At 62.4% G+C, this 15,611-nt stretch carries 15 protein-coding genes; 5 read left to right on the forward strand and 10 right to left on the reverse strand.

Going from position 1 to position 15,611, the window contains the following annotated elements; all coding sequences use genetic code 11:
* Nucleotides 1–35: 35 nt before the first annotated feature.
* From rmuC to GV002_RS18630, 4 genes are all read right to left on the reverse strand, one after another.
* Nucleotides 36–1,397: a DNA recombination protein RmuC gene (gene rmuC, locus GV002_RS18615; RefSeq protein WP_178094769.1), complete on the reverse strand. Its 1,362-nt coding sequence runs from the start codon at nucleotides 1,395–1,397 to the stop codon at nucleotides 36–38.
* Between the two features lie 180 nt (nucleotides 1,398–1,577).
* Complete coding sequence (locus tag GV002_RS18620; RefSeq protein WP_017675070.1) at nucleotides 1,578–1,829, reverse strand: sel1 repeat family protein; 252 nt, start codon at nucleotides 1,827–1,829, stop codon at nucleotides 1,578–1,580.
* Nucleotides 1,830–2,266: 437 nt separating this feature from the next.
* Nucleotides 2,267–3,019 carry an RES family NAD+ phosphorylase gene (locus tag GV002_RS18625; RefSeq protein ID WP_160019771.1) on the reverse strand — a complete coding sequence of 251 codons (753 nt, stop codon included), beginning with the start codon at nucleotides 3,017–3,019 and terminating at the stop codon, nucleotides 2,267–2,269.
* 76 nt (nucleotides 3,020–3,095) lie between these two features.
* Nucleotides 3,096–3,467, reverse strand: a complete 372-nt coding sequence (locus tag GV002_RS18630) for an antitoxin Xre/MbcA/ParS toxin-binding domain-containing protein (protein WP_160019772.1) — start codon at nucleotides 3,465–3,467, stop codon at nucleotides 3,096–3,098.
* Between the two features lie 132 nt (nucleotides 3,468–3,599).
* Between GV002_RS18630 and GV002_RS18635 the strand changes: the two genes are divergently transcribed.
* From GV002_RS18635 to GV002_RS18645, 3 genes are read left to right on the forward strand one after another with little or no spacing between them, the layout of a single operon-like run.
* Complete coding sequence (locus GV002_RS18635) at nucleotides 3,600–6,155, forward strand: intermembrane phospholipid transport protein YdbH family protein (RefSeq protein WP_160019773.1); 2,556 nt, start codon at nucleotides 3,600–3,602, stop codon at nucleotides 6,153–6,155.
* 4 nt (nucleotides 6,156–6,159) lie between these two features.
* Complete coding sequence (locus GV002_RS18640; RefSeq protein WP_160019774.1) at nucleotides 6,160–6,351, forward strand: YnbE family lipoprotein; 192 nt, start codon at nucleotides 6,160–6,162, stop codon at nucleotides 6,349–6,351.
* A 41-nt stretch (nucleotides 6,352–6,392) separates the two neighbouring features.
* Nucleotides 6,393–6,731, forward strand: coding sequence for a YdbL family protein (locus GV002_RS18645; protein ID WP_160019775.1), 339 nt, complete (start codon nucleotides 6,393–6,395; stop codon nucleotides 6,729–6,731).
* A gap of 87 nt (nucleotides 6,732–6,818) precedes the next feature.
* Here the strand turns inward: GV002_RS18645 and grxD are convergent, their stop codons facing one another.
* The 3 genes from grxD to GV002_RS18660 form a co-directional block, all read right to left on the reverse strand.
* Nucleotides 6,819–7,145: a Grx4 family monothiol glutaredoxin gene (gene grxD / locus GV002_RS18650; RefSeq protein WP_160019776.1), complete on the reverse strand. Its 327-nt coding sequence runs from the start codon at nucleotides 7,143–7,145 to the stop codon at nucleotides 6,819–6,821.
* Nucleotides 7,146–7,373: 228 nt separating this feature from the next.
* Nucleotides 7,374–9,482: a molybdopterin oxidoreductase family protein gene (locus GV002_RS18655; protein WP_160019777.1), complete on the reverse strand. Its 2,109-nt coding sequence runs from the start codon at nucleotides 9,480–9,482 to the stop codon at nucleotides 7,374–7,376.
* A gap of 144 nt (nucleotides 9,483–9,626) precedes the next feature.
* Nucleotides 9,627–10,058: a hypothetical protein gene (locus tag GV002_RS18660; protein ID WP_160019778.1), complete on the reverse strand. Its 432-nt coding sequence runs from the start codon at nucleotides 10,056–10,058 to the stop codon at nucleotides 9,627–9,629.
* A 338-nt stretch (nucleotides 10,059–10,396) separates the two neighbouring features.
* On the opposite strand from GV002_RS18660, the gene argF reads away from it, so the two are divergent.
* Both argF and GV002_RS18670 read left to right on the forward strand, forming a co-directional pair.
* A complete protein-coding gene (argF, locus tag GV002_RS18665; protein WP_160019779.1) occupies nucleotides 10,397–11,317 on the forward strand; it encodes an ornithine carbamoyltransferase in 921 nt (306 codons plus the stop codon).
* Nucleotides 11,314–12,420, forward strand: a complete 1,107-nt coding sequence (locus GV002_RS18670; RefSeq protein WP_160019780.1) for an ABC transporter ATP-binding protein — start codon at nucleotides 11,314–11,316, stop codon at nucleotides 12,418–12,420. The genes argF and GV002_RS18670 overlap by 4 nt, the downstream gene beginning before the upstream one ends.
* Nucleotide 12,421: 1 nt before the next feature.
* On the opposite strand, the gene GV002_RS18675 is transcribed toward GV002_RS18670, so the two are convergent.
* From GV002_RS18675 to glpK, 3 genes are all read right to left on the reverse strand, one after another.
* The gene (locus GV002_RS18675; protein ID WP_160019781.1) at nucleotides 12,422–13,228 is read right to left on the reverse strand and encodes a PhzF family phenazine biosynthesis protein; all 807 of its coding nucleotides are present in this window, start codon (nucleotides 13,226–13,228) and stop codon (nucleotides 12,422–12,424) included.
* A 97-nt stretch (nucleotides 13,229–13,325) separates the two neighbouring features.
* Nucleotides 13,326–14,099: a substrate-binding periplasmic protein gene (locus GV002_RS18680; RefSeq protein WP_160019782.1), complete on the reverse strand. Its 774-nt coding sequence runs from the start codon at nucleotides 14,097–14,099 to the stop codon at nucleotides 13,326–13,328.
* Nucleotides 14,096–15,583, reverse strand: a complete 1,488-nt coding sequence (glpK, locus tag GV002_RS18685) for a glycerol kinase GlpK (RefSeq protein ID WP_160019783.1) — start codon at nucleotides 15,581–15,583, stop codon at nucleotides 14,096–14,098. Before glpK ends, GV002_RS18680 begins: the two co-directional genes overlap by 4 nt.
* Nucleotides 15,584–15,611 lie beyond the last annotated feature (28 nt).

Raw genomic sequence — 15,611 nt, forward strand, 5'->3', positions numbered from 1 at the left:
CGCCCCTACTCGTCACAATCGCCTATGGCTGCAGCTCACTCGTCCAGTTCGTCCAGCGCAGGCAGATCGGCAGAGCGTTCGAGCAACTCGCCCGGCAGGCTCTTGCTCGCGCGGGCGCCCAGCAGCTTGAGGTTTTCCACACGACCAATGAGGTTGCCGCGACCGTCCACCAGCTTGTTGCGGGCACTGGTGTAAGCCTTGTCCAATTGCTGCAGACGACTGCCCATCTCGTCCAGATCGGCGACAAAGGCAACGAACTTGTCGTATAGCTGACCAGCACGTTCGGCAATTTCGCGCGCGTTCTGGCCCTGGCGCTCCTGGCGCCAGAGGCTGTCGATCACCCGCAGGGTAGCCAGCAAGGTGGTCGGGCTGACGATCACCACCTGCTGTTCAAAGGCCTCCTGGAACAGGTCCGGCTCGGCCTGCAACGCTGCGGCAAAGGCCGCCTCGATGGGCACGAAGAGCAGGACGAAATCCAGACTGTGCAAACCTTCCAGACGCTGATAATCCTTGCCGGACAGGCCCTTGAGGTGACTGCGTAGCGAGATCAGATGTTGCTTCAGCGCCTGCTGACGAATCGGCTCGTCCGCAGCCGCGACATACTGCTGATAGGCGCTGAGACTGACCTTGGCATCAACGATCACCTGTCTGTCGCCCGGCAGTCGGATCAGCACGTCAGGCTGAAAGCGCTCGCCACCAGCGCCCTTGAGGCTGACCTGAGTGTGGTACTCACGCCCCTTCTCCAGACCGGCATGTTCCAATACCCGCTCCAGCACCAACTCGCCCCAGTTGCCCTGGGTCTTCTGGCCCTTGAGTGCACGGGTCAGATTGGTCGCCTCGTCGCCCAGGCGCTGATTGAGCTGCTGCAGACGCTCCAGCTCCTTGCTCAGGGAAAAGCGCTCGCGCGCCTCTTGCTGGTAACTCTCGTCGACGCGCTTCTCGAACGCCTGGATACGTTCCTTGAGTGGGTCGAGCAACTGGCCGAGGCGCTGCTGACTGGTCTCGGCGAAACGCTGCTCGCGTTCATCGAAGATCTTCGTCGCCAGCTCGGAGAACTGGGCACGCAGCTCGTTGCGTGCGCCCTGCAAATCATCGAGGCGCTGTTGCTGATTGTCGCGGTTCTCCTGCAACTCGGCAGCCAACGCCGCACACTCGGCAGTGAGCCGGCGCAATTCGGCTTCGTTGCGTTCGCGCTGCTGGTTCCAGGACTGCGCGGCCTCACGCGCAATCTGCCGCTCCTGTTGCAGCCACTCATTCTCACGACGCAAGCCGGCCAGCTCGGTCTGCTGTTCCACCTTGATCTCGCTGACTTCGGCCAACTCAGTGCGACAGGCATCGAGCTGAGCCAGCAAACCGGCCTGGCCCAGTTGCACATGCTCCAGTCGTTCCTGCAGCAGCGCCTGCTCGCCTTGCTCGCGAGCCAGCCTGCGCTGCAAGGACCAAAGGCCAGCTATTAATGGAACCAGCGCAACGACGGCGCCGACGGCAAGAGACAGGGGATCGATTGGCATAGACGCTCCATGTTTGATCGCCATGCAGTATAACCAGCCGACGTTTTACACGAAGCCAGCACGCAATCAGCGCGACAGACGCTCCAGCTCAAGCTGAGCACTACGGTCGCCCGCGCGAGCAGCCTGGCGCAGCAGTTCATAACCGATGCGGCGATCACGGGTATTACCGCAGTCGCGACAGAGCAGTTGGCCCAACCGGCTTTGCGCCTGCACACAGCCTTTGCGGGCAGGCTGCTTGAGCAGGTTGCCGGCGATGCGTTTGACGCTCGGCGTTTGTCCCAGACGTGGACTATCGAGCAGCCAAAGCGCAACGCGCATGGGCAGACGAGAAGAACCGGAACGAGTTGCGAGGGCTGAAGAAGGCAAAGCGCGAGGCATAAATAAAGGAGGGTGACTGCCGGGGCGCGCCACTCTACTCCTTTTTTCTCGAAGGTAAAGTCTTGCCTGCCGGATCGATTGCGGCGGCAGAAAAGAGCTCCCTCACAATCCACAGAAGCTGTGGATAACTCCGTGAACAACTTGGGCGAAAGAAGTCACAGGCCTGATGCTGTGGGGCTCTCAGTCAAACTGTCGATTTTTTCACCAACGAAAAAAATTCATATTTTTCATTGACTTAAAAATCAACCACGAAAAATCAAGCGTTTAGCGGCGTTTCTGACAGTGATATGACAGCCTGCTTCAGCATTGTGCACAACTCCCTGCGACAGATCCGCGCAGCGCTCTGTTTCGGGGCATCTGCCGCGCCAATGCAGACGTTACGCGGGGCGCGGCAATTGTCCCTGCACCAGGAATTGCCCCCGGTGAAACAAGCGCGGCTGATCCGGCGTCTGCGCATGCTTGAACGCCACATACTCGCCCGTGGTTTCGCACAACCAAGCCGTGAGGTTGCGCGGGCGCTTTTCCGCGAACGCAGCCGGCACGTACAGCGCGACATTGCTGCCAGCGTCAGGACAGCGCGCCGAACGGTACTCGAACGCCTCGATACCGACCGCACGCATTACCGCCCCCAGGCGCTGAGATACGCGGTAATCGCTGGGGTGGGCCAACAGTGCGCCATGTCGATCGAAAGGTGGCTGTTGCAACTGGATACCGCGCTCGACGCGGTAACGCGCCTCGAACGTGGAGTGCTCGGAGAGAATACGGCCACTGGGCGGCGCGGTGACCATGCCGCTCCACAGCACGAAGCGGTAGTAAGCAGCCTCGGCCATTGCCGTTTCCAGGCGCATGGCCGCGTAGAACAAGCTGGGTTCGTGCACGGTGCCGAAACGCGAGCCCCAACGTAGCGGTGGATAACGAAACGGCGTCTTGAGCAGATAGTGCAGCGGCTCGGCAGCCTCCGGCAGCGGCGGCTTGCTGCTCTCGAGCAGTTCCTCGAGCAGGGCCTGTTCGGCCAGGTTATCCACCAGTTGCAATGTCGCGACCTGCGCCTGGCTCTCCACCATGCGCAGCAGCTTGCCGCGTAACGGCCGAACCTGCCGTTCGCCGTCGCATAGTTGCCAGATATCCATGGTGATCCCTCCCTGTCTCATATCACTGCCGCGAACCGCGTCGATAATCGGTGCGCATGGCGCACCCTACCTGTGCTCAGACCTTGCCGCGAATGGCGTCCAGATACTCGACGACGCGCACCAGCCCCTGCACCTGACTCATCTGCTGCAGCGGCACGCCAGCCAGGTGGTGATTCTCGGTGCGCAGGAAATGGCGCATGTCCTGCTGATTGCCGCCAAACAGGGCAAACAGCGCGCGATAGGCGCGAATCAGCAACAGCGCCAACTCGCCGGTCTTGCTCTGCGGACGCAAACCGCCCTGCTCGCTCCAGCGGCTGACGGCACTGCGATGGACGCCGACGATATCGGCCAGCTCCTGCTGCGTCAGCCCCAAATGCTCACGGGTATTGAGCAGGGCTTTGGCCAGTACCGCATCGGCATCGGGCTGAGAGCGAGTCACGGCACTCATCACATCCTCCTTCGCTCGTTTACGACAAAATAAATATCTAAAGCTGTTAACACACAATAGCACGGAAACCCGCTTGGCACTCACTCGAGCATGGGGTACCGTCCAGTGGACCGCACCAAGCAAGGAACACTCATGAGTCGCCGGCGTTTCTGGCTGAGCACCTGCGTAGCGATACTGGCGCTGCTGTCGATACTGGCCTGCTATGTCGGCTACCGCGTGCAGCAACTGCTTGAGGAACAGCACATCGAGCTGGACTGGCAGCGACTGGGGCTATCCTGGCGCGGCCTGCAGCTCCAGGGTGCAAGCCTGGTGCAGCGCCGTGACGGCGAGCTGCAGGTGCAAAGCGGTCAGTTGCGACTCTACTGGCTGGCCCGTGAAGCACCTCGCTACCGCCTGGTTGCCCAGGATTTGCACCTGTCGTGGCAACCCACGCAGGGAGAGTCCGAAAGCCCGAGCGACAGCGATCTGACCAGTCTCCTGCAGACCCTGGCAAATGTTCTGCCATGGCTTCCACGGCACATCGAGTTGCGCAACGCCCAAGCGCAACTGCCCTGCAGCAGCGGCCGCTGCGCACTGCTGGGCGACATCGATCTGCGTTTTCTGGACGATACCTTGCAATTGCAGACACTGCTGCTGCGCGGAGCACACAGGGCGCAGTTGCAAGCCCAACTGCAGGGGCTGGGCAGCGAACTGAACAGCCAGCGACAGTTGCAGATGAACCTGCACCTCGACGATCAGCCGCAGATCGCTCTGCATAGCGACTTGCAGGCTCAGGCCGACGCCTTGCAATGGAGCGGCGAGCTTGAGATTACCGCGCTGCAGGACATGGCCTGGCTCGCCGAGTGGCTGGGCGAGTGGACGCTGCTCGACGCTGCCGCTCTACCAGCAACGCCCCGCCAGGCCGGCATGAACGCTCAGTGGCAACTGCAGGTGCCGCAGAGCACCGCTACGCTCAGCAAACTGCTGGCCACCTCCGGATGGCTGCGGGTCGACACGCACATACCGCACCCCTGGCCGCTTCCCGGTGTCGGCCTGGTCAGCGGTGAACTGGCGCTCGATCTACGCAGCATCTTGGGCAGATGGCAGGCCCGTCGCTTGAACGGCCAACTGCAGCTCGACACGCAGGACGCGCCCTGGCTGGCGTCACTGCCGAACGGGCTGCGGCCGCAGCAATTGCAGTTGCACCTCACACCACTGGACAGCGATGTCGATGAGGCGCTGGCCCTGCAGTTGAAGGTCAGCGGCCAAGGCCCGCTGGAACTGCAGGCGGATGCCGAGCTTGCCCTGCACCAATCCCCCGACTGGGCACTCGAAGTCCGACACCTGCTGCTTGAGGCTCACAGCAAACGCCTGGACCTGGATGACAGCCGTCTCGATGACCTGCACCTGAACCTTGGCCTTCAGGGCCGCGTCACGGCGCAGCAATTGCAGCTCACCCTGGCCGACAGCTCGCGCCTCGGCGTCCAGCGCCTACGCAGCGCCGAGCTGGACCTGCAGCAAGCCCAGGCGACGCTGGCCGGCATCACCTTGAACGGCTCCCCAAGCGCACCCACTCTGTCCGGCCCGCTGGGCCTGCGCATCCAACGCCTGCACCACCCCCAATTGCAGGCACAAGGCTGGCAATGGCAGGGACGCGTGCAGGCCGACAACGGCAGCCAGACCCTCGACGGTGCATTACTGGCCGATTCGGGCCTGAGCATGGCGCTGCGCCTGACCAACACGGCCAATGCGCTGAACGTCAACGCCACTCTGGACGAGTTGTTCCTGCGCGCCGGCAATCCACTGGCACAAACCCTGGCCGACTGGCCGCCGCTGCTGGCGCTGGACAACGGCCGCGTTCAGGCCGAGGCCGACCTGCAACTACCCAGCGGCAAGCCCTTGCAACTCAAGGCCAGCCTGACAGGCAAGGGCTTGGCCGGCATCTATGACCGCACCACCTTGAGCGGTCTCGATGCCGAGCTGCGGCTGCAGCTGACCGGTGACCGGCTTCGCCTCGACCTGCCTCGGTTGAGTGCAAGGCAGCTCGACCCCGGCATCGAGCTCGGCCCTTTGCAGCTGCAGGCCAGCTACCGGGCCAGCCTGCAACAACCGCTGGCGGGCAGCCTGACCCACCAGCGTGCCGAACTGGGCATTCTCGGCGGTAGCCTGAGCCTGGCGCCCGCGACCTGGGCGCTGGAGCAACCCAGCCAGTTGCTGCCCCTGCAACTCAGTGGCCTGGATCTGCAGGAACTGTTTCGCGCCTATCCGGCCGAAGGGCTGGCCGGTAGCGGGCTGATCGACGGCACCCTGCCACTGCGCCTGGATGGAGCCATCAGCATCGAAAAGGGCCTGATCGAAGCCCGGTCACCGGGTGGGCGACTGAGTTTTCATTCACCACGCATTCGCGCCATGGGTCAGGCCAACCCCGGCATGAAGCTGGTCACTGACGCGCTGGAAGACTTTCACTACGATCAGCTAAGCAGTAGCGTCGACTATGATCCGTCCGGCAAACTGCTGCTGGGCATGCGCCTGCACGGACAGAACCCGACCATCGAGAAAGGCCGGCCCATCCACTTCAACATCAATCTGGAAGAAGACATTCCGGCCTTGCTGGCCAGCCTGCAACTGACCGACAAGGTAAGCGGCATCATCCAGCAACGGATTCAGCAATGGATGCGCCAGCGTGTCCCCCAAGAACCAAAGGAGTAGCGCCATGCGCACGTACCGCCTCCTCACAGTCCTGAGCCTGGGGCTGCTGTGCCAGGCCTGTACCCCGACGGTACAACTGGCGATGCCGAACGAACCGATCAACATCAACCTGAACGTCAAGGTCGAGCACGAAATCTACATCAAGGTGGACAAGGCTCTGGACAATGTATTCAACGAAGACAGTGGTCTGTTTTGAGCCCGCCATGCCGGTATGAACAGGTTCTACGGAGAGAGACGATGATTCGATACATTTCGACCCTGCTGCTGGCGCTGACCCTCAGCCTGCCTGCCTACGCACTGAACCTCAACCAGGCCATGAGCGCCCTCGGAGATGCCAAGGCCAGCGGCCAGTTGGGCGAGCAGCCCAACGGCTACCTGGGCGTGGTCAAACCCGGCGGCCAGGCCGACGAAATCGCTCGCCTGATAAACCAGGCACGTCGCGCCGAGTATCAGAAGGTGGCGCAGGACAATGGCATCAGCCTTAACGACGTGGAAGCCATCGCCGGCAAGAAGGCCATCGAGCGTACGCCCAAGGGGCAATTCATCCAGCTGAACGGCCAGTGGCTGCAGAAGTAGCAGCCATGCTCAAGCACGGGGAGCACACAGCTCCCTGTAGAAACGAAAGAACCCGCCTAGGCGGGTTCTTTTTTGCGCGAACAGTGATCAGGCGCCAGCTTTGCTCACGGCATCCTTGATCAGGGTCTGCAGCTCGCCCTTTTCGTACATCTCGGAGAGGATGTCGCTACCGCCGACCAGCTCACCGCCGACCCACAGCTGCGGGAAGGTCGGCCAGTTGGCGTACTTCGGCAGGTTGGCGCGGATTTCCGGGTTCTGCAGGATGTCGACGTAGGCGAACTTCTCGCCGCAGCCCATCACCACCTGGGCAGCACGGGCAGAGAAGCCACACTGCGGCGCGTTGGGCGAGCCTTTCATGTACAGCAGAACGGTGTTGTTGGCGATCTGCTCTTTGATGGTTTCGATGATATCCATGGGGGCACCTCAGCATAGACTTCGCGACCCGACGGTCGCCACGGTGGCGCGATTGTAGCGAAAAGCCGAGCATAATGCTCGGCCTTGCCGAGCATCCCTAGAACTGTTTACGACCTAGCGAGCTAGAGCCATGCAAGGCAAAAACAGGCGAAGACGCGGAGTTTACAAGTTGTAAATGAGCAGTCCGAGCCTGTTTTTAACGCAGCAGGGCCGACGCGCAGCAGGTCGTTACGCAGCCACCACCTCCACCGGCACACCATTGAGCACGGCATTGCCGGACAGTGCATCGAGCTGGCGCTCATCGGTCAGGTCATTGGCGCTGGCACCCGGTTGCGCACGGGCGATATCCATCTGCACACCGGGTCGAGCATGGCCCCAACCATGCGGCAGGCTGACCACGCCAGCCATCACCTCATCGCTGGCCGCCACCTCCACCTCGATACTACCCACCCGCGACCGCACCCTTACGCGCTGGCCATCGGTCAAACCACGGCTGGCCAGATCCGCCGGGTTCATCAGCAACTGATGACGCGGCTTGCCCTTCACCAGGCGGTGATAGTTGTGCATCCAGGAGTTGTTGCTGCGCACGTGACGACGGCCGATCAGCAGCAGTTCATGGGCAGCCGGTTGTTGCTGCTCAGCGAAGCGTGCCAGATCGGCCAGCAGCAGCTCAGGCGCGGCCTGTACCGCCTTGCTCGGCGTTTTCAGACGCGCGGCCAGGTTCGGCTGCAAGGCCCCCAGGTCGACCCCATGCGGATGCTCACGCAAGGCAGCCAGGCTGAGTTTGCGCTCGCTACCATCACCGTAAGGGCCGAAACGCAGGCCCATGTCGATCATCTGCTCAGGCGCCATGGTCGGTTTCAGCTCGAGGCCATTACGCGCGGCGAAGGCCTTCGCCAGACCGACGAAGATTTCCCAGTCGTGCAGTGCGCCCTCCGGCCTGGCCAGGACTGCCTCGTTGAAACGGGTGACGTTACGCACGGCGAACACATTGAAGGTGGTGTCGTAGTGATCGTGCTCCAGCGGCGCGGTGGGCGGCAGGATCAGGTCGGCGTAACGGGTGGTCTCGTTGATGTAGAAATCCACCGAAAGCATGAACTCCAGACCGTCCAGCGCCTGTTCCAGCTGACGCCCATTGGGCGTGGACAGCACCGGGTTGCCGGCCACCGTGACCAGGGCGCGGACCTGCCCATCGCCAGGGCTGAGCATCTCTTCGGCCAGTGCCGAAACCGGCAACTCGCCGCCGTATTCCGGCAGGCCGGATACCCGGCTCTGCCAGCGGTTGAAATGCCCGCCGGAGGTGCTCGCCACCAGGTCCACCGCCGGCGTCGTGCAGAGCACACCGCCGCTGCGATCGAGGTTGCCGGTCACCAGGTTGATCACTTGCACCAGCCACTGACACAGCGTACCGAACGCCTGCGTGGATACCCCCATGCGGCCGTAGCACACCGCCTTGTCCGCTGCGGCGAAATCCCGCGCCAGTTGCCGAATGGTTTCGGCCGGCACCCCACAGCGCGCGCTCATGGTTTCGGCATCGAAGCCGGCTATCGCCTCGCGTACCTGCTCCAGCCCTTCCACCGGCAGATGGCTGTAACGCGTCAGGCCTTCCTCGAACAGGGTGTTGAGCAGAGCCAGCAGCAGCGCCGCATCGCTGCCGGGGCGCACGAACAGATGCTGATCGGCGATGGCCGCGGTCTCGCTGCGCCGTGGGTCGACCACCACCAACTTGCCGCCACGTGCCTGGATAGCCTTCAGGCGCTTCTCCACATCCGGCACAGTCATGATGCTGCCGTTGGATGCCAGCGGGTTGCCGCCCAGGATCAGCATGAAATCGGTGTGATCGATATCGGGAATCGGAATCAGCAGGCCGTGGCCATACATCAGGTGGCTGGTCAGGTGGTGCGGCAACTGGTCAACCGACGTGGCGGAAAACCGATTGCGGGTTTTCAGCAGGCCGAGAAAGTAGTTGCTGTGGGTCATCAGCCCGTAGTTGTGCACACTGGGATTGCCCTGATAGACCGCCACAGCGTTCTGCCCATGTGCCGCCTGGATTGTGCTCAGGCGCTCTGCCACCAGAGCAAAAGCTTCGTCCCAGCCGATGGCCTGCCACTGCTCACCAACGCGGCGCATGGGCTGGCGAATGCGATCCGGGTCATTCTGGATATCCTGCAGCGCCACAGCCTTGGGGCAGATATGGCCGCGGCTGAAACTGTCCTGGGCATCGCCCTTGATCGAGCGAATCTGCGTTGCGCCGTCTGCCTGGGTTTCGGTTTCGATGGCGAGTCCACAGATGGCTTCGCACAGATGACACGCACGGTAATGGAGGGACTTGGTCATGGCCTGGCCTCTTGTTCTGATCCGAGACGACCGGTCAGGTCGCGGGTCTTGAACTATGGGCCGAGCGCGGGAGCGACGCCAGCAGCGTTCGTCTCATGAATCGGCAGGCATCAAGCCTGCCGATTCAGGCAATTACCGATCCGATCAACGGATGGAGGTAACGGTGCCTTTCTTGCCGGTAACGCTGACGTTGACGGTTTTGTATACGAAGTAATCCTGAACGTTAACTTCGTAACGCGGGGCGACGATCAGGTCGGCGCCCGAAGCCTTGACAGCCTTGTAAGCAGCTGCGGACTTGGCAGAAGCAACCGGGTCGAGACCCAGCGCGAAACCACCTTCACCACCACCGTAAGTCACGCCGTCGGCGAACTGAGTATCACCACCCAGCTTGAACACACCGAACAGGATGTTCACCGAAGATTGGCCAGAGATGGATTCGCCTACTTTCACGTCGGCTTTCAGGTTGGTTTTAACGGCACCATTCAGTGGTGCGGTCGGCTGGCTGACGTTCTGGCTGGCACAGCCAGTCAGCAGGACCAGGGCGGACAAGGTAGCAGCATAGGCTACGTGTTTCATGCAAAACTCCTTTGCACAGATATTCCATGGATGTCCCCATTGCGGGGGCAATGCATTGCCTTGTTGAAGGCGGCGGCATCGTAGAGGCCCGTTCTAGAGCGGCGCAATCTATTATTTCAGTTTTATGACATCTCTTACGCCGAATTGGGAAAAGGCTTACAAAACAGGATCAAGCAAGCCTGCGGGCGGCAATTTGCGCCTTCTCGTCATTTCCTTATAAGATCGCGCCTTCCCCTGTTTCGTCGCACCCTGCGGCCTCCTGCCGCAAGCTCTGCTGTTTTTGTCGGTTTTACCCCCGACTGCGGGCTTGCGAACTGTAGTGATAAAGGTAGTTAACGATGAGCGTCAGACACTTTCTCTCGATGATGGATTACACACCGGACGAACTGGTGGGACTGATCCGCCGAGGCATCGAGCTGAAGAATCTGCGCAACCGTGGCGTACTCTTCGAGCCACTGAAAAATCGCGTACTGGGCATGATCTTCGAGAAGGCCTCGACTCGCACCCGCTTGTCCTTCGAAGCCGGCATGATCCAGCTCGGCGGCCAGGCCATCTTCCTCTCGCCGCGCGACACCCAACTGGGTCGTGGCGAGCCGATCGGCGATGCCGCCATCGTCATGTCGAGCATGCTCGACGCGGTGATGATCCGCACCTTCGCCCACAGTAACCTTACCGAGTTCGCCGCCAAGTCGAGGGTGCCAGTCATCAACGGCCTGTCCGACGACCTGCACCCCTGCCAGTTGTTGGCCGACATGCAGACCTTCCTCGAACACCGCGGCAGCATCGCCGGCAAGACGGTGGCCTGGATCGGCGATGGCAACAACATGTGCAACTCCTATATCGAAGCGGCGATGCAGTTCGACTTCCAGCTGAAGGTCGCCTGCCCTGCTGGCTACGAGCCGGACGCGCGCTTCCTCGCCCTGGCCGGCGAGCGTGTGCAGGTCGTGCGCGACCCGCGCCAAGCGGTGGCCGGCGCCCATCTGGTCAGCACCGACGTGTGGGCCTCCATGGGTCAGGAAGACGAAGCAGAGCAGCGCATGGCGTTGTTCCGCCCCTACCAGGTCACCCGCGAGCTGCTCGACGCCGCCACCGAAGACGTGCTGTTCATGCACTGCCTGCCGGCACACCGTGGCGAAGAAATCAGCTTCGACCTGCTCGACGACCCGCGCTCAGTGGCATGGGATCAAGCCGAGAACCGCCTGCACGCCCAGAAGGCGCTGCTGGAGATGCTGGTCGAGCCGGCGTACCACCACGCATGAGCCAGCCCCTGCTGCAGCTACGCGGACTGAACTGCGGCTACCACGCGCACAAGGTGGTGCAGGATCTAGACCTGCACCTCAACGCGGGCGATATCGGTTGCCTGCTCGGTCCATCGGGTTGCGGCAAGACCACCACACTGCGCGCCATCGCCGGTTTCGAGCCGATCCTGCAAGGCGAAATCGAACTGGCAGGTGAAGTGATTTCCCGCGCCGGTTTTACCCTGGCGCCGGAAAAACGCCATATCGGCATGGTGTTTCAGGATTACGCCCTGTTCCCCCACCTGAGCGTGGCGGAGAACGTCGCCTTCGGTATCCGCAAACAGCCCAACGCCGAGCGCGCCACTCAAGACCTGCTGGAACTGGTCAAACTCGGCAACCTGGCCAAGCGTTACCCGCACGAGCTGTCCGGTGGTCAGCAGCAGCGGGTCGCCCTGGCGCGCGCTCTGGCGCCGGAACCGAAATTGCTGCTGCTCGATGAGCCCTTCTCCAATCTCGATGGCGAACTGCGCAGGCGCCTGAGCCATGAAGTACGAGAAATTCTCAAGGCACGTGGCACCAGCGCCATCCTGGTCACTCACGATCAGGAAGAAGCCTTCGCAGTCAGCGATCACGTCGGCGTGTTCAACGCGGGTCGTCTGGAGCAGTGGGACACACCGTTCAACCTCTATCACGAGCCGCTGACGCCTTTCGTCGCCAGCTTCATCGGTCAGGGTTACTTCATTCGCGGCCAGTTGCTCGGCCCGGAAACGGTGCAGACCGAACTCGGCATGATCCGCGGCAACCGTGCCTATACCTGGGCGCAGGGCAGCGCGGTAGACGTCCTGCTGCGCCCGGACGACATCGTCCCGGACGAGCGCAGCGAGCTGAAGGCGCGCATCGTCGGCAAGACCTTCCTCGGCGCCGCCACGCTCTATCGCCTGCAACTGCCGACCGGCAGCCAGCTGGAATCGATCTTCCCCAGCCATGCCGATCATCAGCCAGGCGACGAAGTGGGCATCCGCGTCGCCGCCGATCATCTGGTGGCCTTCCCGGCACTCGGCAGCGTAGCCGCGCAACTGCAACTGAGCGAATCAGGTGGCGTGCGCCGGGTCAACAGCAACTGAATCAGAGCATCAGCTGGCCAGAGGCGATATGCCGCGCGTGGCCGGCAATCTTCACCCGCTCACCGTCCAGACGACAGAGCAGCTCACCACCGCGCGCCGAACACTGGAAGGCACTCAACGTGGTACGTCCCAGACGCTCGGCCCAGTACGGCACCAGCATGCAGTGGGTAGAGCCGGTCACCGGGTCTTCATTGATACCAATGCTCGGCGCGAAGTAGCGCGAGACGAAGTCGTGCTTTTGCCCGCCGGCAGTCACCAGCACACCAAGCCCAGGCAGGGTGGCCAGCGCCGGCAGATTGGGCTTCAGCTCGCGAAGCTCGGCCTCGGAGCCCAGCACCACCATAAGTTCCTGCACGCTGCCATCGCCGTTGCGCAGTGCCAGCACCTGCTCGACCTGGCGCTCCAGCGCACGTTCGGCCTGCTCGTGTAGAGGCTGCGCCACCAATTCCACGCGCCGCACCGGGAAATCCAGCTGCAAACGCTCGCCCTGCCGGGTGACCTGCAGCGCTCCGGACAAGCAGTTGAAATCCAGCACCTCGGCCGGTTCCCGATAGATGTCGAACAGCACCTTGGCCGCAGCCAGGGTGGCATGTCCGCAGAGCGGTACCTCGCTGACCGGGGTAAACCAGCGGATATGCCAGGCACTGCCCTCCTTCACCACGAATGCCGTCTCCGCCAGATTGTGCTCGGCGGCGATGCGCTGCATCAGCGCCTCATCGAGCCAGCGGTCAAGGCGATAGACAATGGCAGGGTTACCGGCGAAGGGCTGATCGGTGAAGGCGTCGATCTGGTGAAATTCGAGGGACATGGGGCGTTCCTGGCCATAGTTGTGAAATCAGAGCATGCCCAGTTAATCGAAGCCGAACCACGTACAGACGGTCTGTATTTTCCCCGAACAGTAAGGCTCAACGGAGGCCGTAACGCCGTAACAGTTCGTCCATGCGCCCGTCCTCGCGAAAGCGCAGCAGCCCCTGCTCGAACAGCCGTGCATAACGCGCGCTATCAGCCAGCCCTGGGGCGAATGCCAGGTAGATGGGTATATCCGGCTGACGGCAACCCACTTCGACGATATCGCCGTGCAGATAGTGTTCACTGAGCAGCGCCTGCATCACCCAGGCATTTTCTACCAACACATCGATGCGATCGTGACGCAGCTTGCGCAGATTGCTCTGCAGCGCGCGGTCGCCAGTCATCAGTTGCACCTGAGCCAGATCATGGTGCTCGCGCAGATACAGATCGAGTTCGGCGCCATAGCTGTAGCCGTTGATCGCGCCAAGACGCACGGCCTGCAACGACTTCAGCCCCTGGTAACGCCAGGTTCCGCCGCGCAGGGCGTAGAAGCACATGCGCGACACACCGGGAGCCGTGGGCGTGAAGATGAAGTCCGGCGCATCCTGCACCCCGGCGCCGATCAACGCCCCCAGCTTGCCGCGCCGGGTGTCGTGCACCGCACGCGCCCAGTTGATGACGCGGTACTCCACCTCGATGCCGGACTCGGCAAAGATCTGCTCGGCCAGCTCGACGAAAATGCCGCGTTGCTCGGCATCGGCGGCACAGTTGATCGGGCACCACAGATCACCGGCGATCACCAGTTTCTCGGCCCGCGCCAACCCACTGCCGAGCAGCAGCGACAGCAGCACACAAGCGCCGCTGCGTCGCCACAGAGCGAGCCGCTTCACGCTTCGCTGCGCACCCGTTTCACCGCATCCAGCCAACCGGCGTAGAGGCGCTCGCGATGCGCCTCGTTCATTCGCGGCTCGAAACGCTGCTGCCGATGCCAGTGGCTGGCGATGGTATTGAGGTCCTGGTACAGGCCGAGCTTCAGCCCCGCCAGGTAGGCGACACCGAGCGCCGTAGTCTCGGTGACCTCGGGGCGCTCGACGCTGACGCCAAGAATGTCGGCAAGAAACTGCATGACCCAGTTGTTCTCCACCATGCCACCGTCGACACGTAGCGCGCTGGGCGCCGCAGCACCATCCTGGCGCATGGCTTCGAGCAGGTCGCGGGTCTGGTAGCACACCGATTGCAGACCGGCGGTGACGATCTCCTTGATCCCGGTGTCGCGGGTCAGGCCAAAGATGGCACCACGTGCCTTGGGGTCCCAATACGGTGCGCCCAGACCGGTGAAAGCCGGCACCAGATAGACGCCGCAGGCTTCGCCGGTTGCTTCGGCCAACGCCTCGCTGTCGCGCGCATGGCTGATCAGCTTGATACCGTCACGCAGCCACTGCACTGCCGCGCCAGCGACGAAGATGCTGCCCTCCACCGCGTAGGTCACCTTGCCATCGAGGCGATAACCGACCGTGGTCAGCAGGCGATTCTTCGAGCTCACCGGCTGATCGCCAGTGTTCTGGATCATGAAACAGCCGGTGCCGTAGGTACTCTTGACCATACCCGGCTCGAAGCAGGCCTGGCCAATCAAGGCTGCCTGCTGGTCGCCCGCCATGCCCAGCACCGGGATGCTGGCGCCGAGCAGCTCGCTGTCGGTGTGACCGAACTCGGCAGCGCAATCGAGCACTTCGGGCAGCAGGCTGGCGGGGATTTCGAACAGCTTGAGCAGTTCCTCGTCCCACTGTTGGGTATGGATATTGAACATCAGCGTGCGCGAGGCATTGCTGGCGTCGGTGCGATGCACCTTGCCATCGGTCAGGCGCCACAGCAGGAAGCTGTCGACGGTGCCAAAACGCAGCTCGCCGCGCTCGGCCCGCTCACGGGCGCCGGGTACGTTTTCCAGGATCCAGCGCAGCTTGGTGGCAGAGAAATAGGGATCGATCAGCAGGCCGGTCTTGGCCGCGACCGCCGCCTCGTGGCCTTGCTCCTTGAGCCCGGCGCAATAGTCTGCGGTACGGCGATCCTGCCAGACGATGGCGGGATGGATCGGCGTGCCGCTGACGGCATCCCATACCAGGGTGGTTTCGCGCTGGTTGGTGATGCCGATGGCCGCGATCGCCTCGGGCTGCAGACCACTGCTGGCCATGGCATCGCGGCAAACCTTGAGTGTGGACAGCCAGATTTCCTGCCCATCGTGCTCGACCCAGCCGTCCTGCGGGAAATACTGCTTGAACTCCTGCTGGGCCCGCGCAACCGGCAATCCCTGGGCACTGAAGATGATGGCGCGGGAGCTGGTGGTGCCCTGGTCGATGGCTAGCAGGTATTGGGTCATGCAAGATTCCTTGTTTTTATCGGTAACG

It is taken from the genome of Pseudomonas sp. 8O (assembly GCF_902506495.1).
GTDB classification, from domain to species: domain Bacteria; phylum Pseudomonadota; class Gammaproteobacteria; order Pseudomonadales; family Pseudomonadaceae; genus Aquipseudomonas; species Aquipseudomonas chaetocerotis.